The sequence below is a fragment of the Actinomadura sp. NPDC048955 genome, assembly GCF_040649435.1.
Taxonomy (GTDB): Bacteria; Actinomycetota; Actinomycetes; order Streptosporangiales; family Streptosporangiaceae; genus Spirillospora; species Spirillospora luteofluorescens.
In genome coordinates this window covers 1-22,415 of the sequence record NZ_JBEZJI010000062.1, presented here as the reverse complement: position 1 = coordinate 22,415, position 22,415 = coordinate 1, and the positions used below count along the sequence as shown (strand labels likewise).

The window sequence follows — 22,415 nt, the reverse complement described above, 5'->3', positions numbered from 1 at the left end:
TCGACCTAGGACATGCCGTCGACCCTGTGCGGGAGAGATCCCACGCCGCCAGCGTGGGGCGCCGAAGGGGCAACCTCCCCGGAACCTCTCAGGCAAAAGGACCGCGCGGGCGAGGCACCTCTGGAAAGCAGGCGCCGGTCCCCCCACGGGGGGCGGGCGGCTCACCGAAGGGGAAACCCCGCCGCGCGGGTGAAGCTCTCAGGTGCCGATGACAGAGGGGGAGACCGGCCCGCCGGCCAGCGCCGGCGGCGCACCTGAGCGACCGCAGCAGCCAGGAGGCCCTCCATGACCGCCCAGTTCTTCGCCCCCGTGGCCGCGCCGCAGCATCCGCGGTCGGCGTTCGCCGACCGGCATGTGGGCCCCTCGCCGGACGACCAGGCGAGGATGCTGGCCGCCATCGGCTACTCCGGCGCCGAAGCGCTGATCGACAAGGCGGTCCCCGCCGCGATCCGCACGTCCCGGCCGCTGGACCTGCCGCCCGCGCTGAGCGAGACGGCCGCGCTGGACCGGCTCCGCGAGCTGGCGTCCCGCAACACCGTCCTGACGTCCATGATCGGGCTCGGCTACCACGGGACGACCACGCCCGGCGTGATCATGCGCAACGTGCTGGAGAACCCGGGCTGGTACACCGCCTACACCCCCTACCAGCCGGAGATCTCCCAGGGGCGCCTCGAAGCCCTGCTGAACTTCCAGACGATGGTGGGCGACCTGACCGGGCTTCCCGTCGCGAACGCCTCCATGCTGGACGAGGGCACCGCCGCCGCCGAGGCCATGGCACTCGCGCACCGCGTCTCCAGGCGCAAGGAGCCCGGGACCTTCCTCGTGGACGCCGACGCCCTCCCGCAGACGATCGAGGTCGTCCGGACCCGCGCGATCCCGCTCGGCATCGAGGTCGTCATCGCCGACCTGTCCGGCGGCCTCCCGGACGGCGACTTCTTCGGCGTGCTGCTGCAGTACCCGGGCGCGTCCGGCGCCGTCCGCGACCTGGAGCCGGTCATCGCGCAGGCCCACGAGCGCGGCGCCAAGGCCGTCGTCGCGGCCGACCTGCTGGCGCTGACGCTGCTCCGCCCGCCCGGCGAGTCCGGCGCCGACATCGCGGTGGGCTCCGCGCAGCGGTTCGGCGTCCCCTACGGGTTCGGGGGCCCGCACGCCGGCTACATGGCGGTCGGCGAGGGCATCCAGCGCCAGCTCCCCGGGCGGCTCGTCGGCGTGTCCGTCGACGCGGACGGCGCCACCGCCTACCGGCTGGCGCTGCAGACCCGCGAGCAGCACATCCGCCGCGAGAAGGCCACCAGCAACATCTGCACCGCCCAGGTCCTGCTCGCCGTGATGGCGAGCATGTACGCCGTCTACCACGGCCCCGAGGGCCTGGCCGCGATCGCGCAGCGGACGCACCGCCGGGCCGCCGAGATCGCCGCGGGGCTGCGCGCCGGCGGCGTCGAGATCGTGCACGACTCGTTCTTCGACACCGTCCTGGCCCGCGTGCCCGGCCGCGCCGCCCAGATCGTCGCGGCGGCCCGCGAGCGCGGGATCAACCTGCGCCCGGACGGCCCCGACCGGGTCGCGATCGCCTGCGACGAGACGACGCTGCCCGAGCACGTCACGGCCGTGCTGGACGCGTTCGGCGCCGCCGCGGCCGGCGACGCCCCCGAGGCGTTCCCGGACGCCCTGCGCCGCGAGAGCCCCTACCTGACCCACCCCGTCTTCCACGCGCACCGCTCCGAGACCGCGATGCTGCGCTACCTGCGCAGGCTCCAGGACAAGGACATCGCGCTCGACCGCTCCATGATCCCGCTCGGCTCCTGCACGATGAAGCTGAACGCCACCGCCGAGATGGAGCCGATCACCTGGCCCCAGTTCGCCGATCTCCACCCGTTCGCGCCGCTCGACCAGGCGGCCGGCTACGTCGAGCTGATCGGCGAGCTGGAGGGCTTCCTCGCCGAGATCACCGGGTACGCCAGGGTCTCCGTCCAGCCGAACGCCGGCTCCCAGGGCGAGCTGGCCGGCCTGCTCGCCATCCGCGGCTACCACGCCTCCCGCGGCGAGGAGCACCGCGACGTCTGCCTGATCCCCTCCTCGGCGCACGGCACCAACGCCGCCAGCGCCGTCATGGCCGGGATGCGGGTCGTCGTCGTCACGTGCGACGAGGGCGGCAACGTCGACCTCGACGACCTGCGCGCCAAGCTCGCCGCGCACGGCGACCGGCTCGCGGCGATCATGGTGACCTACCCGTCCACGCACGGCGTCTTCGAGGAGACGATCACCGAGGTGTGCGCGGCGGTGCACGAGGCCGGCGGCCAGGTCTACGTCGACGGCGCCAACCTCAACGCGCTCGTCGGCCTGGCCCGCCCCGGCGAGTTCGGCTCGGACGTCTCCCACCTCAACCTGCACAAGACGTTCTGCATCCCGCACGGCGGCGGCGGCCCCGGCGTCGGCCCGATCGGCGTCCGCGAGCACCTGGCCCCGTTCCTGCCCAACCACCCGCTGCGCGAGGAGGCCGGCCCGGGCACCGGCGTCGGCCCCATCTCCGCGGCCCCGTGGGGATCGGCCGGCATCCTGCCGATCTCCTGGGCCTACATCGCGATGATGGGCCCCGACGGCCTGCGCGCCGCGACCGAGGGCGCCATCATCGGCGCCAACTACCTCGCCGCCCGCCTCGCCCCGCACTACCCGATCCTCTACACCGGCCGCAACGGCCTCGTCGCGCACGAGTGCATCGCCGACCTCCGCAAGATCACCAAGGAGACGGGGGTCACCGCCGAGGACGTCGCCAAGCGCCTCATCGACTACGGCTTCCACGCCCCCACCCTCTCCTTCCCCGTCGCCGGCACCCTGATGATCGAGCCCACCGAGTCCGAGGACCTCGCCGAACTCGACCGTTTCTGCGACGCCATGATCGAGATCCGCCGGGAGATCCAGCGCGTCGCCGACGGCGGCTACGACGCCGACGACAACCCCCTCAAGAACGCCCCCCACACCGCCGCCTGCCTCGTCTCCGACGACTGGAAGCACGCCTACACCCGCGAGGAGGCCGCCTACCCCCTCCCGTCCCTCCGGGAGAACAAGTACTGGCCCCCCGTCCGCCGCATCGACCAGGCCTACGGCGACCGCAACCTCGTCTGCTCCTGCCCGCCCCCCGAAGCGTTCGAGGACTGAACTAAATTGCTGTTTCTGGCTGAGGCGCTCCAGGCGCCTCAGCCAGAAACAGCATGTGCGATCGCTGGCATCGCTTCGGCTCGCCTAGCGGCTCACTGCGCGATCAGGTTCTCGCTTCGCTCGAACCTGCCTTCGGACGCGATCGCGGTGGTTCGGGTCGCTGGTGGCTTGGGGAGTGGCTGGGCGCCGTTTACGTCGTCTTGACGATTGGACGCGGTCGGGCGCGGTCGGCGATGATCGCCAGGCCTGGGGCCGACGGTTGGGGGCTGTCGCGCGTGGTGCCGGGCTTGGCGGGGCGCGGGGGCGGCGCGGGCGATGGATTTGTGATCTTGCTTGGGTTTTGGGTGTCGTCGCGGGACGGGGGCGGCGCGGATCGCTACGCTCTTTGCGGACCCCGACCCCCAGAGGGCAGAAGAGCGATGATCGAGTCTCCGGACGCGGTATCCGACGACGCGGCGCGACTGTGCGAGGAGGCCCGCGGCCTCGCCGAGGACGGTGAGGGCGAGCGGGCCGCACTGCTGTTCGAGAGGGTGCTCGCACTGGGCGACACCCCGTTCCGGGCGCGGGCGGCGCTGGGGCTGGCGGTCGTCCTCGACGACGCCGGGCACGTCGAGCGCGCCCGGGAGGCCGACCGGACCGCGATCGCCACCGCCGACCCCGAGTACGGGCCGCGCGCCGCCTACCACCTGGCGCTCACCCACGAACGGGCCGGCGAGCAGGAGCGGGCGGCGCCCGCCTGGCGGGTCGTGGTCGACTTCGGCAACCCCGCCTACCTGCCGCCCGCCCACCTGGCCCTCGCCCGGATCGCCGACGACGCCGGCGACTTCGACACCGCCCGCGGCCACTGGGAGGCGGTGATCGCGACCGGGGACGCCGAGTACGGGCCGCCCGCCGCGCACGACCTGGCCCAGCGGCTGCTGGAGCGCGACGAGCCCGCCCGGGCCCAGCGGGCCCTGACCGCCGGGCTCAAACTGATCGACCGGGGCACCGACCCCTACGCGTACGGCAGGCTCGCCGTCGCGCTCGGCATCTCCTACCTCGACCAGGCGATCGGCGCGTTCGGCGCGGCGCTGGGGGAGGAACCGACCGACCCGGAGGTCGGGCCGCTGGCCACCGAGCTGCTCGCGCGGACGCTGCCGCTGCGGGGACGGGGCGCCGAGGCGGGCGAGGTGTGGCGGCGGGGCCTCGCCGAGCCCGGCACCGCCGGGCAGGTGCGGGCGCGGCTGCGCCGCGACTTCGGCGACGCCGACGACGACGGCGACCTGTGGTGGGAGCCGGTCGTCGAGCACGCCGTGTCCGACGGGACGCTCCCCGCCCTCGCCGGCGAGGCGTTCGGCGCCCTCGACCACATGTACGCGCTGCTCGCCGTCCGGTACGCCGAGCGCCGGGCGGGCGACGCCCGCGAGACCCTCGGCAGGGCCGTCCGGGTGCCGGGCGGCTACGCGTGGGGGCCGCTGCTGCACGAGAGCTTCGCCGAGCGGTTCCGCCTGGCGACCGGCTCGGCCGCCCCGGACCTGACCGAGGGCTAGGCTGTGTTTCCACGTCCCGGCCCACTGCGCTCGCCTGGCGGCTCGCTGCGTGACCGTGCCTGGGCGAACGCGGCATCGCTTCGCGATCTGCCCGGTTCCGCTCGCCTTCGGCTTCGCTCCACCGGCCAGGTCACGCGTTCGCGCGCGTGGCCGAGGCCACTTCGAGACAGGCGCTAGCCGGCGATGGCGCGCTCGGCGATCACCTTGGTGATGCGGGCGCGGACGAGGTACTCGGTGGGGACGGCGTTGCGCCGCCCGAACTCCTCGGCCCGGTCGGCGCCCATGTAGCGGCCGCCGATGACCGTCGCCCAGCGCAGCACCTCGTCCAGGTCCTCGACGAGGGACGCCTCGGCCTGGATCAGAACGTACGAGAACGGCGGCGTCTGGTCGTCGACGCACACGGACAGGCGCGGGTCGCGGGCGAGGACGCGGCCCTTGACGCTCTGGCGGCCCGTGTTGAACAGCAGGTCGTCGCCGTCGAGGACGAACCAGATCGGCGTCACGTGCGGCGTCCCGTCCTTGCGGGTCACGGCGGCCTTGCCCGTCCGGGTGCCCTCCATGGCGAACGCGCGCCACTCGCTGTCGGTCATCGTCTCCATAGGCCCAGTCTGCCGCACGGCCCCTCCGCGGCCGCCGCTACCGTGAGTCATATGAAGGTCGCGACGGTGCATGGGCCCGCCGAGGTGCTGCTGGACGAGGTAAAGGATCCGGCGTTCCTGCTGGTGCTGACGCACGGCTCGAACGGGGGAGTGGAGGCGCCCGACCTGCTGGCGGTGCGGGCGGAGGCGCTGCGGCTCGGCGGCGCCGTCGCGCGGGTGACGCAGCCGTTCCGGCTCGCCGGGCGGCGGGCGCCCGGCCCGGCGGCCAAGCAGGACGAGGCGTGGCTGGAGATCGTCGAGGTCCTGCGCGAGAGATTCGGGGACGTCCCGCTGGTGCAGGGCGGCCGCAGCAACGGGGCGCGGGTGGCGTGCCGGACGGCGGCGGCCGCCGGGGCGGCGGGCGTGGTGGCGCTGGCGTTCCCGCTGCACCCGCCGGGCAGGCCGGAGAAGACCCGGGTGGACGAGTTGCGGTCGGCGGGGGTGGAGGTCCTCGTCGTCAACGGCGACCGCGACCCGTTCGGCGTGCCCGCCCCCGTGGACGCGGCGGAGGTCGCGGTCCTGCCGGGGGAGCGGCACGACCTCGGCAAGGACCCCGCGGCGGTCGGCCGGGCCGTGGAGCCTTGGCTCAGACGTTGGACGGCCCGTCCGGTGCGGACGGGCCGGAAGTAGGGTCGCTCCGGGCCCGGTGCGGGCCCAGAGGCCTGTGGTGGGCGGGCGTGCCCCCGAGGATGATCACCCGTTTGAACTAGTCCCCCGTGGAGACCGCTCAAGCGGCGGACGTGGCCTGCGCGTCCGTCGGCCGGTGCGGCGCGATGACTCCCCCGTCGGGCAGCAGCTCACCGGTGTCCTCGAACAGCACGACTCCGTTGCACAGCAGGCTCCACCCCTGCTCGGGGTGCGAGGCCAGCGTGCGGGCGGCGTCGCGGTCGGGTGCGTTGTGGGAGGGACAGAGCGGCTGGTGCGGGCACATGGCGTGCCTCCGGTCTCAACTACTGGTCGGTCGTGGTGCTTTCCTGTTCTGACGCACCCCAGTGTGGAGTGGTTCGCCCCCACCGGCCATAGCCCGTTGGGACGGTTGTCCATTGGTACCGGAGTACCGGACGGATGTGATCCCTCCCACTCCGGGGTGCCACGCAATAGCGTCCCGCCCGCGCGATAACGGACGAAGAACGACACGCCGCCGGAGCCTGAAACCCCTACGATGTTCGGCGGGGGAACGGGCTTTGCAGGGGTTGGGGGAGTGAGGCCGGTGCGGGTCGCGCTGTCCGTCGCGTGCTTCGAGGACGTGCTGTTCCCCGGCACCGCGAAGGCCGTGACCGTGCTGCTGGAGCGGCTCGGGCACGAGGTGGCGTTCCCGCCGGGCCAGACGTGCTGCGGCCAGTTCCACTGGACCGCCGGCTACCATCGCGAGGCCGCCGGGCTCGCCCGGTCCCACGCCGCCGCGTTCGAGGGCTGCGAGGTCGTGGTGGCGCCGTCCGCGTCGTGCGCCGCGACCGTCCGCGCCGACTACCCGAAGATCGCCCGGGCGGCCCGGGACCCCGGCCTGGCGCGCGCCGCCGAGGGCCTCGCCGTCTACGAGCTGACGGAGTTCCTCGTCGACGTCCTCGGGGTCACCGACGTCGGCGCGTACTTCCCGCACCGGGTCACCTACCACCCGTCCTGCCGGTCCCTGCGCACCCTCGGCGTCGGCGACCGGCCGGTGCGGCTGCTGCGCGCGGTGCGGGGGCTCGACCTGGTGGAACTGCCGTCCGCGGGGGAGTGCTGCGGGTTCGGCGGCGCGTTCGCGATGAAGAACACGGACGTGTCGGTCGCGATGGTGGCCGACAAGGTCCGGCACGTCCGCGACACCGGCGCGGAGGTGGTCTGCGCGGTCGACGACTCGTGCCTGGCCCACATCGGCGGCGCGCTGTCGCGGCTGCGCGGCGGCGTCCGGACGATGCACCTGGCCGAGATCCTCGCGGAGACGGGGCCGGCGTGACGGCCTCCTCTCCGGGGACGACGCCGTCCTCCTCAGGCAGGAGCGGGCCCGTGCCGAGGCCGAAGTTCGCCGCCGCCGCGCGGCCGGAACTGGCCGACACCCGGTCGCGCCGCAACCTGCGCGGCGCGACGGCCGCGCTGCGGGGGCGGGAGGCCGCCGCGGCGGCCGGGACCGCCGACTGGGAGGACCTGCGCGAGGCCGGGCGCGCCATCGGGGACGGCGCGCTGCTCGACCTCGACGCCCACCTGGAGGAGCTGGAGCGGGCCGTCACCGAGGCCGGCGGCACCGTGCACTGGGCGGCGGACGCGGCGGAGGCGCGCCGCGTCGTCACCGGCCTGGTCCGCGCGACGGGCGCCAAGGAGGTCGTCAAGGCGGCCTCCGCGACGACGCGGGAGATCGGCCTGAACGACGCGCTGGCCCGCGCGGGCGTGACCGTCCGCGAGACCGGCGTCGCCGAGATGGTCGTGCAGCTCGGCGAGGACGCGCCGTCCCACCTGCTGTCCCCGGCCGCGCACCGCGACCGCGCGGAGATCGCGGAGCTGCTCCGGCGGGCGGTCCCGGGCGCGGGGCCCGGCCTGGCCGACGATCCCGAGTCGCTGGCCGCCGTCGCCCGCTCCCACCTGCGCGACCGGTTCCTGCGCGCCCGCGTCGCGGTCACCGGCGCGAACTTCCTGGTGGCCGAGACCGGCACCCTGGTCCTGCTGGAGTCCGAGGGCAACGCGCGGATGTGCCTGACGCTCCCCGAGACGCTCATCAGCATCGCCGGTATCGACAAGGTCGTCCCGACATGGGATGACATGGAGGTGTTCCTTCAGCTCCTTCCGCGCTCGTCGACCGGCGACCGGATGACCCCGTACGTGTCGTCGTGGACGGGCGTGACGCCGGGAGACGGGCCGCGCGCCTTCCACCTCGTCCTGCTCGACAACGGCCGCACCCGCGCCCTGGCCGACGAGGTCGGCCGCGCCGCCCTGCGGTGCATCCGCTGCTCCGCCTGCTCGAACGTCTGCCCCGTCTACGAGCGGACGGGCGGGCGCCCCTACGGGCCCGTCCATCCCGGCCCGATCGGCGCGGTGCTCACCCCGCTGACGCGCGGCGTGGAGAGCGCCGCCGACGCCTCGCTGCCGTACGCGTCCACGCTCTGCGGCGCCTGCGCCGACGTCTGCCCGGTGAAGATCGACATTCCGGACGTGCTGGTTCACCTGCGGGGGAAGGTGGTCGAGTCGCGCCGGCGGCGTCCGGTACCGACGCCCGAGATGGCGCTGATGCGCGGCCTCGCCTGGACGATGGGCGACCCGCGCCGCCACGAGGCGGCGGTGCGGCGCGGGGTCCGGTGGGCGCGGCTGCTGTCGCGCGGAGGGCGGATCCGCCGCCTTCCCGGCCTGCTCGGCAAGTGGACCGAGGCCCGCGACCTTCCCGCGCCACCGGCCGAGAGCTTCCGCGGCTGGTGGGACAGGACGCGCGCATGAGCTCGCGCGAGGAGGTGCTGCGCCGGGTCCGCGAGGCGCTCGGCGGGGCCCGCGGCACGAGTTCGCCGGTGCCGCGCGGCTACGCCCGGCGGCTGCCCGCGGCCGACGCCGAGACCCGGGCCGACGTCCTCGCGCTGTTCACCGAGCGGGCCGCCGACAACCGCGCGGCGGTCCGGCACGTCGCCGCGGACGAGGCGGGCACGGCGGTGGCGGCCGCGCTGTGGGGGCGGGAGGCCAAGCAGATCGTCGTCCCGGCCGACCTGCCCTTCGGGTGGCTCGCCGAGCTGGACGGCGTGCGGGCGCTGGCCGACGCCCCGGCGCTCGACCTCGACACGCTCGCCGCGTCGGACGCCGTCGTGACCGGCTGCGCGGTGGCCGTCGCGCAGACGGGCACGGTCGTCCTGGACGGCGGCCGGGCGCAGGGCAGGCGGGCGCTCACCCTCGTCCCCGGCCACCACCTGTGCGTGGTGCACGCCGACCAGATCGTCGGAACGGTCCCGGAGGCGGTCGGTCGGCTCGACCCGGCGCGCCCGCTGACGTGGATCAGCGGGCCGTCCGCGACCTACGGCATCGAGACGGCGCGGGTCGAGGGCGCCCACGGCCCCCGGCACCTGGAGATCATCCTCATCGAGGACTGACCGGTTCTAGCGCACGCCGCCGAGGACGACGCCGAGGCCCGCGCGGAAGCGGGCGTCCCAGTCGACCGCGCCGCCCTCGCCGCCCTCGCCGGAGGCGATCCGTGCGGCGGCGCCGTCCTCGGCGGTGCCGCGCACCTCGAGGGCCGCGTGGCCGATCACGTAGCCGAGCAGGGTGTGCGCGGCGACGGCCGCGGCGTCCTCGGCGACGCCGCCGCGGCGCAGCACCTCCCGCAGCGAGGCGAGGGTGGCGGTGAGCGCGGCCGGGTTGCGGCGCGTGACGACCAGGGGGAGGACGCCCGCGTGGGCCAGCAGGCGCTCGCGGTAGCCGCCCGCCCACGCCCGCAGGACGTCCTGCCAGCGCCCGGCGGCCGACGTGTCGGCCGGGGCCGCCGCGACGTGCGCGACCAGGCCGTCCAGGAGCTGCTCCTTGCCGCGGGGGAGGTGGTGGTAGATCGCCATCGCCTCGACCTCCAGCGCGTCGCCGAGCCGGCGCATCGTGAGGCGGCCGAGTCCCTGGCCGTCCACGATGTGCAGGGCCGTCTCGATGATCCGCTCGGTGGACAGCGGGGTGCGGTTCTGGGCGTTGATGCTGGGCTGCCTGACCATGAGGAGAGACCTTACTACGTAAAGGGCCGAAGCCGGGTGTCCGCCGCCACAACACGCCGGGACCCCGCGTACGCTTACCTCGATCGAACACTGCACGACCGTCGAGGGAGTACCGCCATGCCACTGGGCCGCCGGGTGAGCAAGGACGTCGCGGAGCCGTACGAGGCCGACCAGCGGCTGGCCGCCGAGTACGACGACCGGCTCGCGGCGGCGGGCGACGCGGAGCGGGCCCTGCGGGACGCGCAGGCGGCCGGCGCCGCCGAGCCGGAGCTGGGCGAGCTGACGGTCGCGTTCGACAGGGCGATGACGGACGTGCTCGCCGCCGCCGAGGCGGCCGAGCGGGTCGCGATGGGCCCGAAGGTGTACTCGACGCAGGCGCAGGACGCCAAGACGCGCCGCGCCGCCGAGATCGCCTACCGCAAGGCCAAGGCGCGCCCGGCGGTGCGCCCGTGGACGGACGAGGTCGACCGCCTGCGCACGGCGCGCGAGGCGCACCGGCTGAGCTTCAGGACGCGGCCCGCGGCGAGCGTGTGAGCCGCCGCCGACGCGCGGCGACACAGCGTCACCGGGTGGCACGGGCCACCGAACTTTGAGAGTCTGCCCTCTCTGGGGAACGCCGGGGGTGCCCGCGCCGCACGTCGCGCCAGCGTGACGCGCGGCGGCACGTCCCGGCGGGGAGGGCACAGGGTGCTCTGGACGTTGGGGGATGTCACGTGGAGCGCACGCCGCCGGACCGGTGCCGCGTACTGGAGTCCTACCAGGACGGGGTGAAGGCGGTCCGCTCCCTGGCGGAGATCGTCGCTGACTGGGACGTGCCGACGCCCTGCGCCGACTGGCAGCTGATCGACCTGGCGGGGCATCTGCGGTGCGTCGCGGAGAACTTCCTGGAGTACCTGCAGGACGCACCCGACAGCAGGCTGGCGAAGCTGTTCGCGCAGGACGCGGCGACGGCGGTGCTGATCAGGCAGCAGGCCAGGCAGAACGCGGCGGAGCTGGCGGTGCTGCCGCCCGAGCCCGGCCCGGAGCGGATCCTGGCGTTCGGGGTCTCGGCGGGGGCCTACGCCGACCTGCTGCCCGACATGTGGGACCGGACGCATCTGATCTACCGGGGGACCAAGTACACGGTCGGCGACCACGCGGGCGCGGCGTGCGTGGAGTGGCACCTGCACGCCTGGGACCTGGCCCGTGCGATCGGGGCCGACTACCGGCCGCGCGACCCTGACCTGCTGGTGTCGGCCTGGCACTGGGGCGTCCCGCACCTGCCGCTGGAGCCGGGGGACTCGTGGGAGGCGGTGCTGCGCTCCTCGGGCCGCTCGCCGCGGTGGCCGGACCCCTCGGAGGGGCCCGGCCGGGCGCGGCGGCGGCGTTCGGGGCGGCAGTCCTCCGTCAGACGCCCGCCGGCCTCCCCGGGCGGGCCCGCAGGTAGACCAGCCAGGTGAGCGCGCAGCACACGGCGTAGAAGGCGATGAACGCGATGTAGGCGCCGTCGCCCGTCCCGTAGGTCAGGAACGACTGCCGGAACGCGATGTTGACCAGCACGCCGCCGAACGCGCCGACGGCGCCCGCGATGCCGATCAGCGCTCCGGCGAGGCGGCGGGCCTCGTGCTCTGCGGCGGCCGGGTCGCCGCCGGCCGCGACGTCGGCCTGGCCCTTCGCCCTGAAGATCGCCGGGATCATCTTGTAGGTGGACCCGTTGCCGAGGCCGCTGAAGGCGAACAGCAGCACGAAGCCGGTGAGGAACAGCGCGAGGGACCCCAGCCGCGAGGCGGTGAGCACGAGGACCGCCGAGACGGCCATCGCCACGAACGTCGCGAAGGTGACCCTCGCGCCGCCGAGCCGGTCGGCGAGCCACCCGCCGGCGGGGCGGATCACGGACCCGAGCGCGGGGCCGAGGAAGGTCAGGTAGGCGGCCTTGATCGGGGTGTCGAACTCGGCCTTGAACTGCACCTGCAGGACCTGGCCGAACGCGAAGCCGAACCCGATGAACGACCCGAAGGTGCCGATGTAGAGCACCGACATGATCCAGGTGTGGGCGTCCCCGCAGACGTCGCGCATGGCGCGCCTGTCGTTGCGGGCGTGCGCGAGGTTGTCCATGCCGAGCGCGGCGCCGAGGGCGGCGAGGACGATGAACGGGATGTAGACGCCCGCGACGAGGCCGGGGTGGTCCTTGCCCGCGGTGGCGAGGACGGCCAGCCCGACGAGCTGGACGACGGCGACGCCGAGGTTGCCGCCGCCCGCGTTGATACCGAGCGCCCATCCCTTGAGCCGCTGCGGGTAGAACGCGTTGATGTTGGCCATCGAGGACGCGAAGTTGCCGCCGCCGACGCCCGCGACGGCCGCCAGGACCAGCAGCGTGCTGAAGGAGACGCCGGGCTCGATGAGGACGGCGGCCAGCACCGCCGGGACGAGCAGCAGCGCGGCGCTGAGGATCGTCCAGTTGCGGCCGCCGAAGCGGGCGACGGCGAGGGTGTAGGGGATGCGCAGCGCCGACCCGATGAGCGCCGGGACGGCGGTGAGGGTGAACTTTCCGGCCGGGTCGATCCCGTAGGCGGGGCCGAGGAACAGCACGAGCACCGACCACAGCGTCCACACCGAGAACCCGATGTGCTCGGAGAAGATCGAGAACACGAGGTTGCGGCGGGCGGTCCGGGCCCCGCCGGCGGCCCAGAAGGCGGGGTCCTCGGGGTGCCAGTCGTCGATCCAGCGGCCCTTGCGCGGTCGGGCGCGCTCGGTTCGCGCGGCTTCGGTGGTGGCGGTCATCAGGCGGTCTCCTTGGGTCGCTCGGACGGCCCGACCGTAGGAATCCGGGGTTTCGCGCGTGTGTGACCGGTCATACGGCAGTGATAACTCCGCTGCACAGCGTGTCCCGCCCGCTGTGAGGCGCGGGTAGACCCGGGCGCGCCCGGGTAGGCACCGAAGGCGAGGCGGCGGGGGAACGGAGACGCTGACGATGGGAACCTGCGAGGTCTGCGGGAACGAGTACGCGATGGCGTTCGAGGTGCACGCGCAGGGCGAGGTGCATACGTTCGACTCGTTCGAGTGCGCGGTCACCAAGATGGCGCCGATCTGCGAGCACTGCCAGTGCCGCATCATGGGCCATGGCGTGGACGTGGGTGGGCACTTCTACTGCTGCGCCCACTGCGCCCACGCGGCCGAGCCCGAACGCGCCCGCACGATCCAGGACGCCGTGACCGTGTAGGGAGCGGTGTCTTCACACGCGTGGTGCGGGTGAAGGCGGAGGTGCCGGTGCGACCGCCCGGCCCGGGCTCAGGCGCGGGCGGTCCCGAACGCCTGCTCGCGGCCGTCCTCCAGGTAGACGGCGTTGCCGGCGGCCATGGCCCGGAGGCTGGGCTCCATCCGGCGCGACACGTGCGGCGGGGCGAGCTCGGGGACCTTCTCGGGAGCCACGAGGATGTGGTCGGACAGCTCCTCGGGCGGCAGCCGGATCGCCGCGATCTCCGCGCCGGTGATGGTGCCGCCGAACACGAAGACGTTCACCGCGTCGACGCCGTCGTCGCGCGGGGACCCCCAGTCGACGCAGGCCAGCCCGTGCAGCCGGGGGACGAGGCCGAGCTCCTCCTCGCATTCGCGCACGCACGCCGACAGCGGGGACTCGTCGGCCTCGATCACCCCGCCGGGCAGGAACCAGCCCTCGCTGTAGGTGGGCTTGACCAGCAGCACCCGCCCCAGGTCGTCCAGCAGCAGGGCCGCCGCGGCGCCGCGGGCCCGCGGCAGGGAGGCGTAGTAGGCAAGGTCGGGCAACATGCTCCGAGGTTAATTGTGATCACCCCGGGCCGGTTCCGGCCGTCGCGGGGCGGGGGCCGCATCCGTCCGCGGGATCGCCGGGCCACCGCGAATCCGTTCGGCAACCGGGCAAAAGGCAACGAATAGGCCATGACAGGGATCGACAACGCTTGACACGCGTTCGTCAAGGCGTGTCGCGATCCCGCGGGGCGAATCCTTGACATCGAGGGACGCACGGCGTGAACGCCATTTAACGCCGGGGTCACACCCGGGACTCGGCGGCGAAACCGGGCACGCCGAGTCTCGGCGGATGGCCGCGACTCCCACGCACTGCCCGTACTGCGCGCTGCAGTGCGGCATGTCCCTGCACGACGGCGGCTCGGAGCCCCTGCGGGTGGAGCCGCGCGACGACGTGCCGGCCAACGCCGGCGGGCTCTGCCAGAAGGGGTGGACGGCGGCCGAGCTGCTCACCGTCCCCGACCGGCTGACCGCGCCGATGATGCGCCGCGGCCGGGACGCGCCGCTGGAGCCGTGCGGCTGGGACGAGGCCCTCGACCGGATCACCGCCGAGATCGGCCGGCTGCGCGGGCTGCACGGGCCGGACTCCGTCGCGGTGTTCGGCGGCGGCGGGCTGACCAACGAGAAGGCGTACCAGCTCGGCAAGTTCGCGCGGATCGCGCTCGGCACCTCCCAGATCGACTACAACGGGCGGTTCTGCATGTCGTCGGCCGCCGCGGCGTCCGGGCGGGCGTTCGGCATGGACCGCGGCCTGCCCGGCCCGGTCACCGACCTCGCGGCGTCCGGCGCGGTCCTGCTCGCGGGCGGCAACGTCGCCGAGACGATGCCGCCGTTCATGCGGCACCTGGCGCGGATGCGCGAGGCGGGCGGCGCCCTCATCGTCGTGGACCCGCGCCGCACCGCCACCGCGCGCCAGGCCGACCTGCACCTGCAGCCGACGCCCGGGACCGACATCGCCCTCGCCAACGGGCTGCTGCACCTGGCGCTCGCCGAGGGCCTGGCCGACGAGGAGTACATCGCGGCCCGCACCACCGGGTTCGACGCCGTCCGCACGGTCGCCAACGCCTACTGGCCCGACCGCGCCGAGCGGATCACCGGCGTGCCCGTGCCGCTGATGCGCGAGGCCGTCCGGCTGCTGGCCCGCGCCGTCCGCGCCCACGTCCTCACGGCGCGGGGATCGGAGCAGCACGCCCGCGGCACCGACACCGTCAGTGCCTTCATCAACCTGGCCCTCGCGCTCGGGCTCCCGGGCCGCGCGGGCTCCGGCTACGGCTGCCTGACCGGGCAGGGCAACGGGCAGGGAGGGCGCGAGCACGGGCAGAAGGCCGACCAGCTCCCCGGCTACCGCCGGATCGACGACCCGGAGGCCCGCGCGCACGTCGCCGGGGTCTGGGGCGTCGACCCCGGCGACCTGCCGGGACCGGGACGGTCGGCCTACGAGCTGCTGTCGGCGCTCGGCACCGCGGGAGGCCCGAAGGCGCTGCTGCTGTTCGGGTCGAACCCGGTCGTGTCGGCGCCCGGCGCCGCGGGCGTGCAGGAGCGGCTCGGCGCGCTGGACCTGCTGGTGGTGGCCGACTTCGTGCCGTCGGAGACCGCGCGGCGCGCCGACGTCGTCCTGCCGACCGCGCAGTGGGCCGAGGAGTCGGGGACGATGACGAACCTGGAGGGCCGGGTGCTGCGCCGCCGCCGCGCCGTCCGCCCGCCGGACGGCGTGCGCACCGACCTGGAGATCCTCGCCGCGCTCGCCGGGCGGCTCGAGGCGCCGGGGGAGTGGAGCACCGACCCGCGGGCGGTGTTCGGGGAGCTGCGCCGCGCCAGCGCGGGCGGCACCGCCGACTACTCCGGCATCACCTACGAGCGGATCGAGGCAGAGGGCGGGGTGTTCTGGCCCTGCCCGTCGCCCGGCCACCCCGGCACGCCGCGGCCTTACCTGGACCGCTTCCCCACTCCGGACGGGCGGGCCCGGTTCGTCCCCGTCGAGCACCGCGGCGCCGCCGAGGACGTCGACGCCGACTACCCGGTGTACCTGACCACCGGGCGCGTCCTCGCGCAGTACCAGTCGGGCGCGCAGACCCGCCGCGTCCGCCGGCTGGCCGAGGCGGCGCCGGGGCCGTTCGTCGAGCTGCACCCCGACCTGGCCGGGCGCCTCGGCATCGAGGACGGCGCGGGCGTGCGGGTGGAGAGCCGCAGGGGCGCGGCCACCGTGACCGCTCGCCTGACCGGCGCGATCCGCCCCGACACCGTCTTCATCCCGTTCCACTGGGCGGGGGAGGGCCGCGCGAACCTGCTCACCAACCCCGCGCTGGACCCGGTCTCGCGGATGCCGGAGTTCAAGGTGTGCGCCGTCCGCCTGCGGGCCGTGGCGGAGGGGGACGGCGCCCCCGGCGCACGGTGAGCCCCTTTTAACACGGCGGTGACAAAGGAGACCCAACCGCGAAACCGCCCCTTCCGAGTATCGGACCATCGGACAGTTCCCCGCCAGGAGGTTGCCGCGCGATGACCACGACACCCGAAGCGACGATCGTCAGGGAGAGGGCGGGCCGCCCCGCGGCCCGCTGGTTCGACATCTGCTCCTACGCCGGCCTGACCCCCGAGCGGGGCGCATGCGCGATGGTGGACGGCACGCAGGTGGCGATCTTCCGGACCTTCGACGGAGACCTGTACGCGCTGTCGAACCTCGACCCTTTCAGCGGCGCCTGCGTGCTGTCGCGGGGGATCCTCGGCACCAGGGACGAGGCCCCGACGGTCGCGTCCCCCATGTACAAGCAGGTGTTCGACCTGCGGACCGGGGTGTGCCTTGACGATCCCCGGGTGGCGCTGCCGACCTTCCCGGTCCGCCGCTCCGGGGACCGGGTGGAGGTGGCGCTCACCGATGAGCACCGGCAGTGAGCCGCTGGCCGGGTTCGCCGTCGGCGTGACCGCGGCCCGGCGCCACGAGGAGCTCGCGACGCTGCTGGAGCGGCGCGGGGCGAGGGTCGTGCTGGCGCCCGCCATCCGCCTGGTCCCGCTCGCCGACGACGCCGAGCTGCTGGAGGCCACCCGGGCGTGCCTGTCCGGCCCGCTCGACCACGTCGTGGTCACGACCGGGATCGGGTTCCGGGCGTGGCTGGAGGCGGCCGACGGGCACGGCATGCGCGACGCCCTCATCGCCCGCCTGGCCGAGACCGACATCCTGGCGCGCGGCCCGAAGGCGCGCGGCGCGATCCGGTCGGCGGGCCTGCAGGAGCGCTGGTCGCCGGACTCGGAGGAGTGCGCCGAGGTGATCCGGCACCTGCTGGACCGGGAGCCGGCCGGGGCGCGCGTGGCCGTGCAGCTGTACGGGGAGCGCCAGCCGGAGCTGATAGCGGCGCTGCGCGCGGCCGGCGCCGAGGTGATCGAGATCCCGGTGTACCGGTGGTCGCGGTCCGAGGACTCCACGCAGCTGCGCCGCCTCGTGGGGCAGGCGGTCGCGGGCACGATCGACGCGATCACCTTCACCAGCGCGCCGGCTGTCGCCGCGACGCTCGCCGTCGCCGCGGAGGACGACCTGGAGGAGGCCCTGCTGGAGGCCATGCGCACCCATGTCGTGGCGGCGTGCGTCGGCCCGGTGACGGCGCAGGCGCTCACCGACCGCGGCGTCCCGACCGTCCAGCCCGAGCGCGCCCGGCTCGGCGCGCTCGTGCGGGCCCTGGTCGCCGACCTGCCGCGGCGCCGGTCGCGGCGGCTGTCGGTGCGGGGGTTCTCGCTGGAGCTGCGCGGGCACGCCGTCGTCCTGGACGGCCAGTTGCGGCCGATAGCGCCCGCGCCCATGGCGATCCTGCGGGCCCTCGCGCGGCGCCCCGGCCACGTGGTGTCGCGGGCGGAGCTGTGCGGGGTGCTGCCGGGCCGGCTGGCCGTCGCGCCCGGGATCAGGGACGCCTGGGCGCGGGAGGCGCGGCCCCGGGACGCCCGCCCGCAGGCCGACGAGCACGCGGTGGAGATGGCGGTGGCGCGGCTGCGGCGCGGCCTCGGCCGGCCCGGCATCGTCGAGACCGTCGTCAAGCGCGGCTACCGGCTGGCCTGCGACCCGCGGATCGCCGACCGGCTCCCGGCGGGCGCCGGTGGCTGAGGCCGGTGCCGGGCCGCCCGCGCTGCTCGCGGTGGCCCACGGCACCCGGGACCCGGCGGGGCCCGCGGTGGTGCGGGCGCTGCTGGACCGGGTGCGGGCGATGCGGCCGGGCCTGCGGGTGGCCGAGGCGTACGGCGAGCTGTCCGAGCCGTCGTTGGAGGAGGCGGCGGAGGGGCTGCGCGGCGGCCCGGTGGTCGTGGTCCCGCTGCTGCTGGCGCGCGGGTACCACGCGCTGATCGACGTCCCCGGCCGGGCGGGGAGCCTGCTGCCGGGGTCGGTGACGTCCCGGCCGCTCGGCCCGGACGCGCTGCTGGCCGGGGCGCTGGCCGCCCGGCTGGCCGAGCAGGACCGGACCTCGCCGCACCGCCGGGACGCCGTCGTCCTCGGCGCGGCGGGGTCCGCCGACCCGGCGGGCGCCGCCGACGTGCGCGCGGCCGCCCGGCTGCTGGCGCGGCGGCTCGGGCGGCCCGTCCCGCACGGTTTCGTCGCGGCGGGAGGTCCGCCGCTGGACGAGGTCGTCGCGGGGCTGCGCAGAGGCGGCGCCCGCCGGGTCGCCGTGGCGTCCTACCTGCTGGCGCCCGGACGGTTCCACGACAGGATGCGGGCCTGCGGCGCCGACGTGGTCGCCGCGCCGCTCGGCGCGCACGGCGCGGCGGCCAGGCTGGTGCTGCGCCGCTACGACGAGGCGGCGCTGCCGCTCGAGATCCCGGCGCCGGTCCGCTGACCCGCCTCGTCCCGCCGGACCGGCCGCCCGTTCCCGTCCGGCTCCGCCGGCCGGGGCTGCGGGTCCGGGGCGCCGGTGAACCGTTCGTCGTGGTGGGCGAGGATCCGCAGCAGCAGATCCTTGAACAGGTGCGTCTCGTCGGGTGACAGCGCCTCGAAGAGCGCGTCGTCGAGGCGGGCGCGGTCGTTCTGGCAGGCGCCGAGGAACAGCCGCCCGTTCTCGGTGGCGTCCAGCGCGTACCGGCGCCGGTCCCCGGGGTCGCGGCGGCGCACGACGTGCCCGGCCTTCTCCAGTGCGTCGACGATGCCGACGAGGTCGCCGGCGTCCATGCGCAGCCGTCCCGCGACCTGGCGCTGCGACAGCGGCCCGTGCCGCGCCACGCACGACAGGACCAGCAGGTAGGGCAGCCTCGGCTGCTCGGGTGACATCCGGGCGAAGGTGCGCCGCACCAGCCGCCCCGTCTCGAACAGCAGGTAGGTGGGCGACGCGTACAGGGGATCGGGCCGGTCCTCCACGACTGCTCCCTCGGGACTCTTGGCTGGTCCTATTTCTCTTGACCTGAGATATAGGTTACACCTACCGTTGGGTATCCCAAGATATGGGTGTTCGCCGCGTCGCGAAGGAGGCCCCATGCCGGACGGGGGAGCGGCCGTCGAGGTCGAGGGCCTGACCAAGAGGTTCGGTGACGTGGAGGCCGTGCGGGGGATCGACTTCGCCGTACGGCCGGGGGAGATCTTCGGCTTCCTCGGCCCGAACGGCGCGGGCAAGTCCACCACGATCAACATGCTGTGCACGCTGCTGAGCCCGAGCGGCGGGAGCGCGCGGGTCGCCGGTTTCGACGTCGTGCGCGAGCGCGACGACGTCCGCCGCAACATCGGGCTGGTGTTCCAGGACCCGACGCTCGACGGCTACCTGTCGGGCGAGCAGAACCTGCGCTTCCACGCCGAGCTGTACGGGGTGCCGCGCTCGGTGACGGCCGACCGCATCCGGCAGGTGCTGGAGATGGTCAACCTGTGGGACCGGCGCGGCGACCTCGCGCAGACCTACTCCGGCGGGATGAAGCGCCGCCTGGAGATCGCGCGCGGCCTGCTGCACTCCCCGCGGGTGCTGTTCCTGGACGAGCCGACCGTCGGCCTGGACCCGCAGACCCGGGCGTCGATCTGGGAGTACATCCGGCACCTGCAGAGCGCCGAGGAGATCACGATCTTCATGACGACGCACTACATGGACGAGGCCGAGTACTGCGACCGCATCGCGATCATCGACTCGGGGCGGATCGTGGCGCTCGACACCCCCGAGGCGCTCAAGGCCGGCGTCGGCGAGGACCGGATCCGCATCCAGACCGCCGACGACGAGACCGTGATCGCCGCGCTGAAGGACAGGTTCGGGCTGGAGGCGGTCGTGTCGGAGGGCGCGGTCACGTTCTCGGTGGCCTCCGGCGAGGCGTTCGTCCCGCGGCTGTTCGCCGAGCTGAGCGTCCCGATCAGGTCGGTGAACGTGGCGCGGCCGTCCCTGGACGATGTGTTCATGTCCTTCACCGGCACCACGATCCGCGACGCCGAGGCCTCGGCGAGCGAGGGGATGCGCATGGCGATGCGCGCGAAGGGGAGGTGACGATGGCGAGCACGGCCGAGAGGGCGCCGGGCGCCGGGGTCGTCCGGGTCAGGGTGCCCGAGCGCGGCCTGCGGCGGGACCTGCGCGCCGTGAAGGTCGTCCTGCACCGTGAGCTGATCCGGTTCTGGCGCGACAAGCTGCGGATGGTGTCCGGGCTCGTCCAGCCGGTGCTGTGGCTGCTGGTGATGGGCACCGGGCTGTCCAACCTCATGGCCAGAAGCGGCGGCCCCGCCGGGACCGTCGACCTGAAGACCTTCATCTTCCCCGGCGTGTGCGCGATGTCGGTGATGTTCACCGCGATGTTCTCCGCCGGCTCGATCGTGTGGGACCGCGAGTTCGGGTTCCTGCGCGAGATGCTCGTCGCCCCGGTCAGCCGCGCCGCCATCGTCGTCGGCAAGTGCATCGGCGGCGCCGTGGTGGCGACCGCGCAGGGCACGGTGATCGTGCTGCTGGCGGGCCTGGCCGGGGTCCCCTACGACCCGGGGCTGATGCTGGAGCTGCTGGGCCTGATGTTCGTCGGGGCGTTCGCGCTCACCGGCTTCGGCGTCATGATGGCCGCGCGGATCAGTAGCATGCAGTCGTTCTTCGGCCTCATGCAGATGGCGATGATGCCGATGCTGTTCCTGTCCGGCGCCCTGTACCCGCTGAGCGGCCTCCCGGGGTGGCTGACCGTGCTGACCCGGTTCAACCCGCTCACCTACGCCGTCGACCCGCTGCGGCACGCGGTGTTCTCCCGCCTCGACCTCTCGCCGGAGCTGATGCGGACGTTCGACCCGGGCGTCACGTGGGGCGGCTGGGTCGTCCCGATCTGGCTGGAGATCCTGCTCGTCCTCGGCATGGGCGTGGGGCTGATGGGCGTGGCCATCCTGGAGTTCCGCCGCGCCGACTGAGAAAACGCCGCCGTCACCCACCGTGATGAAGGATACTGACCGCGTGCGCGACGCAGCGCACTCGGACGGATGCGAAGGGTGACGCGGACAACGTGAACGGGCACAGCAGGATGTGGCGCGGGGCGGCGGCGACGGCCGCCGTCCTGGCGGCGGTGACGGGCGCGGCGGCGGTGGACGGACGGGTCCGCGCGCAGGCGGCGGACGGGGGCCGCCCGGCGGCCGCGGAGCAGGGGCTGCGGATCACGCGGTTCCTGGGGGAGCGGCGCCTGCCCCACATGGCGAAGTTCAGGGGCACCACGGTCGGCGGGCTGTCGGGCATCGACCGCGACCCGCGCACCGGGACCTGGTACCTGGTCTCCGACGACCGGTGGCGCTACGACCCGGCCCGGTTCTACACCGGCCGCCTGGCCATCGACCCCGCCACCGGCGCGTTCACCGGCGTGAGGATCACCGGGGTGTCCACGCTGCGCGGCCCGGACGGCCGCCCCTACCCCGCGTTCGGCAAGCCGGGGTCGGTCGACCCGGAGACGATCCGCTTCGACCCGCGTTCCCGGCGCGTCCTGTGGGGCAACGAGGGCGACCGCCCGGACGAGGCGCACCAGGGGATCCCCCTGGCGCCGATGTCGCTGCGGTGGGCGCGCGAGGACGGCCGTTACGCCGGGGCGCTGCCCCTGCCGCCGTCGCTGCGGCTGACCGCCGAGCACCGGGGGCCGCGCCGCAACGCCGGCTTCGAGGCGCTGACGTTCACCCCGCACGGTGTCGCCGCGATGGCCGAAGGCCCCCGGTACGAGGACGGGGAGCCGCCGACCGTCCGGCACGGCGCCATGTCCCGCCTCACCCTGTGGGACCGCGCCGGGCGCGTGGCCGGCCAGTACGCCTACCCCGTCGACCCGCTCCCGGCCGCGCCGAAGCCGCCCACCGGCGCCGCCGACAGCGGCGTGTCGGAGATCCTCGCCGCCGGCGGCGACCGGTTCCTGGCGCTGGAGCGGTCCTGGCTGGAAGGCGTCGGCTACAAGGTCCGTCTCTACGAGTTCGACGTGAGGGGCGCCACCGACGTGCTGCGCCGCGACCGCCTCACCCAGGGCGGGCGGTTCCGCCCGGCGCGCAAGCGTCTCGTCGCCGATCTCGGCCGCTACGCCGCCCCCGCGCAGAACCTGGAGGCGCTGGCGTGGGGGCCCCGCCTGAAGACGGGGGAGTGCACGCTGGTGGTCGGCTCCGACGACAACTTCGACCAGCGCGAGGTCACCCAGTTCCTGGCGTTCGCCGTCCGGGGCTGGCAAGCGCTGGCCGGGCGCGTCCGGCGTCGAGGGCGTGGTGTCGGCGAGCACGGGCGACCGCCTCGTCGTGCTGCGCGGCCGCGACCGCC

General features: G+C 74.7%; 22 protein-coding genes and 1 riboswitch. Of the genes, 16 read left to right on the top strand and 6 right to left on the bottom strand.

Annotation, left to right across the window (positions count from 1 at the left end):
- The first annotated feature begins 19 nt into the window (after positions 1–19).
- Positions 20–114: riboswitch (glycine riboswitch) on the top strand.
- A 171-nt stretch (positions 115–285) separates the two neighbouring features.
- The gene (gcvP, locus tag AB0C84_RS37570) at positions 286–3,156 is read left to right on the top strand and encodes an aminomethyl-transferring glycine dehydrogenase (protein WP_361075476.1); all 2,871 of its coding nucleotides are present in this window, start codon (positions 286–288) and stop codon (positions 3,154–3,156) included.
- Between the two features lie 419 nt (positions 3,157–3,575).
- A complete protein-coding gene (locus tag AB0C84_RS37565; protein ID WP_361075475.1) occupies positions 3,576–4,685 on the top strand; it encodes a tetratricopeptide repeat protein in 1,110 nt (369 codons plus the stop codon).
- Positions 4,686–4,858: 173 nt separating this feature from the next.
- On the opposite strand, the gene AB0C84_RS37560 is transcribed toward AB0C84_RS37565, so the two are convergent.
- The gene (locus tag AB0C84_RS37560) at positions 4,859–5,284 is read right to left on the bottom strand and encodes a PPOX class F420-dependent oxidoreductase (RefSeq protein WP_361075473.1); all 426 of its coding nucleotides are present in this window, start codon (positions 5,282–5,284) and stop codon (positions 4,859–4,861) included.
- A 51-nt stretch (positions 5,285–5,335) separates the two neighbouring features.
- On the opposite strand from AB0C84_RS37560, the gene AB0C84_RS37555 reads away from it, so the two are divergent.
- Positions 5,336–5,953: an alpha/beta family hydrolase gene (locus AB0C84_RS37555; RefSeq protein ID WP_361075471.1), complete on the top strand. Its 618-nt coding sequence runs from the start codon at positions 5,336–5,338 to the stop codon at positions 5,951–5,953.
- A 97-nt stretch (positions 5,954–6,050) separates the two neighbouring features.
- Here the strand turns inward: AB0C84_RS37555 and AB0C84_RS37550 are convergent, their stop codons facing one another.
- A complete protein-coding gene (locus AB0C84_RS37550; RefSeq protein WP_179848860.1) occupies positions 6,051–6,254 on the bottom strand; it encodes a DUF5999 family protein in 204 nt (67 codons plus the stop codon).
- Between the two features lie 279 nt (positions 6,255–6,533).
- Between AB0C84_RS37550 and AB0C84_RS37545 the strand changes: the two genes are divergently transcribed.
- Genes AB0C84_RS37545 through AB0C84_RS37535 form a run of 3 tightly spaced genes read left to right on the top strand, consistent with a single transcriptional unit; the run spans position 6,534 to position 9,366 of the window.
- Positions 6,534–7,262 carry a (Fe-S)-binding protein gene (locus AB0C84_RS37545; protein WP_361075469.1) on the top strand — a complete coding sequence of 243 codons (729 nt, stop codon included), beginning with the start codon at positions 6,534–6,536 and terminating at the stop codon, positions 7,260–7,262.
- Between the two features lie 50 nt (positions 7,263–7,312).
- Positions 7,313–8,728 (top strand): lactate utilization protein B, encoded by a 1,416-nt coding sequence (locus AB0C84_RS37540; RefSeq protein ID WP_361075467.1) that lies wholly within the window; start codon positions 7,313–7,315, stop codon positions 8,726–8,728.
- Positions 8,725–9,366: an LUD domain-containing protein gene (locus tag AB0C84_RS37535; protein ID WP_361075465.1), complete on the top strand. Its 642-nt coding sequence runs from the start codon at positions 8,725–8,727 to the stop codon at positions 9,364–9,366. The genes AB0C84_RS37540 and AB0C84_RS37535 overlap by 4 nt, the downstream gene beginning before the upstream one ends.
- A gap of 6 nt (positions 9,367–9,372) precedes the next feature.
- Here the strand turns inward: AB0C84_RS37535 and AB0C84_RS37530 are convergent, their stop codons facing one another.
- On the bottom strand, positions 9,373–9,972 hold the full coding sequence (locus AB0C84_RS37530) for a TetR/AcrR family transcriptional regulator C-terminal domain-containing protein (protein WP_179848864.1): 600 nt from the start codon (positions 9,970–9,972) through the stop codon (positions 9,373–9,375).
- A 117-nt stretch (positions 9,973–10,089) separates the two neighbouring features.
- Here AB0C84_RS37530 and AB0C84_RS37525 point away from each other — a divergent pair, with 117 nt between their 5' ends.
- A complete protein-coding gene (locus AB0C84_RS37525; RefSeq protein ID WP_179848865.1) occupies positions 10,090–10,506 on the top strand; it encodes a plectin in 417 nt (138 codons plus the stop codon).
- Positions 10,507–10,685: 179 nt separating this feature from the next.
- The gene (locus AB0C84_RS37520; protein ID WP_361075462.1) at positions 10,686–11,411 is read left to right on the top strand and encodes a maleylpyruvate isomerase N-terminal domain-containing protein; all 726 of its coding nucleotides are present in this window, start codon (positions 10,686–10,688) and stop codon (positions 11,409–11,411) included.
- Here the strand turns inward: AB0C84_RS37520 and AB0C84_RS37515 are convergent.
- Positions 11,359–12,732 (bottom strand): nitrate/nitrite transporter, encoded by a 1,374-nt coding sequence (locus tag AB0C84_RS37515; RefSeq protein ID WP_361075460.1) that lies wholly within the window; start codon positions 12,730–12,732, stop codon positions 11,359–11,361. The genes AB0C84_RS37520 and AB0C84_RS37515 overlap by 53 nt on opposite strands.
- A gap of 190 nt (positions 12,733–12,922) precedes the next feature.
- Here AB0C84_RS37515 and AB0C84_RS37510 point away from each other — a divergent pair, with 190 nt between their 5' ends.
- Positions 12,923–13,171, top strand: coding sequence for a hypothetical protein (locus tag AB0C84_RS37510; RefSeq protein ID WP_179848868.1), 249 nt, complete (start codon positions 12,923–12,925; stop codon positions 13,169–13,171).
- A gap of 68 nt (positions 13,172–13,239) precedes the next feature.
- Here the strand turns inward: AB0C84_RS37510 and AB0C84_RS37505 are convergent, their stop codons facing one another.
- Positions 13,240–13,737: an NUDIX hydrolase gene (locus AB0C84_RS37505; RefSeq protein WP_179848869.1), complete on the bottom strand. Its 498-nt coding sequence runs from the start codon at positions 13,735–13,737 to the stop codon at positions 13,240–13,242.
- Between the two features lie 289 nt (positions 13,738–14,026).
- Here AB0C84_RS37505 and AB0C84_RS37500 point away from each other — a divergent pair, with 289 nt between their 5' ends.
- The 4 genes from AB0C84_RS37500 (at position 14,027) to AB0C84_RS37485 (ending at position 18,545) form a co-directional block, all read left to right on the top strand.
- Positions 14,027–16,129, top strand: a complete 2,103-nt coding sequence (locus AB0C84_RS37500) for a molybdopterin-dependent oxidoreductase (protein ID WP_361075458.1) — start codon at positions 14,027–14,029, stop codon at positions 16,127–16,129.
- 101 nt (positions 16,130–16,230) lie between these two features.
- Positions 16,231–16,623, top strand: a complete 393-nt coding sequence (nirD, locus tag AB0C84_RS37495; protein WP_361075456.1) for a nitrite reductase small subunit NirD — start codon at positions 16,231–16,233, stop codon at positions 16,621–16,623.
- The gene (locus tag AB0C84_RS37490; RefSeq protein ID WP_179848872.1) at positions 16,607–17,821 is read left to right on the top strand and encodes a uroporphyrinogen-III synthase; all 1,215 of its coding nucleotides are present in this window, start codon (positions 16,607–16,609) and stop codon (positions 17,819–17,821) included. Before nirD ends, AB0C84_RS37490 begins: the two co-directional genes overlap by 17 nt.
- Complete coding sequence (locus tag AB0C84_RS37485) at positions 17,814–18,545, top strand: sirohydrochlorin chelatase (RefSeq protein ID WP_361075453.1); 732 nt, start codon at positions 17,814–17,816, stop codon at positions 18,543–18,545. Before AB0C84_RS37490 ends, AB0C84_RS37485 begins: the two co-directional genes overlap by 8 nt.
- On the opposite strand, the gene AB0C84_RS37480 is transcribed toward AB0C84_RS37485, so the two are convergent.
- Positions 18,497–19,060, bottom strand: a complete 564-nt coding sequence (locus tag AB0C84_RS37480; RefSeq protein ID WP_361075451.1) for a MarR family winged helix-turn-helix transcriptional regulator — start codon at positions 19,058–19,060, stop codon at positions 18,497–18,499. The two genes, AB0C84_RS37485 and AB0C84_RS37480, sit on opposite strands and share 49 nt — an antisense overlap.
- Positions 19,061–19,175: 115 nt before the next feature.
- Here AB0C84_RS37480 and AB0C84_RS37475 point away from each other — a divergent pair, with 115 nt between their 5' ends.
- From AB0C84_RS37475 to AB0C84_RS37465, 3 genes are all read left to right on the top strand, one after another.
- Positions 19,176–20,159: an ATP-binding cassette domain-containing protein gene (locus AB0C84_RS37475; RefSeq protein WP_361075449.1), complete on the top strand. Its 984-nt coding sequence runs from the start codon at positions 19,176–19,178 to the stop codon at positions 20,157–20,159.
- Between the two features lie 2 nt (positions 20,160–20,161).
- Complete coding sequence (locus AB0C84_RS37470; protein WP_179848875.1) at positions 20,162–21,049, top strand: ABC transporter permease; 888 nt, start codon at positions 20,162–20,164, stop codon at positions 21,047–21,049.
- Between the two features lie 92 nt (positions 21,050–21,141).
- Positions 21,142–22,415 (top strand): esterase-like activity of phytase family protein (locus AB0C84_RS37465; RefSeq protein WP_361075447.1); only part of this gene is annotated, 1,274 nt, incomplete at its 3' end.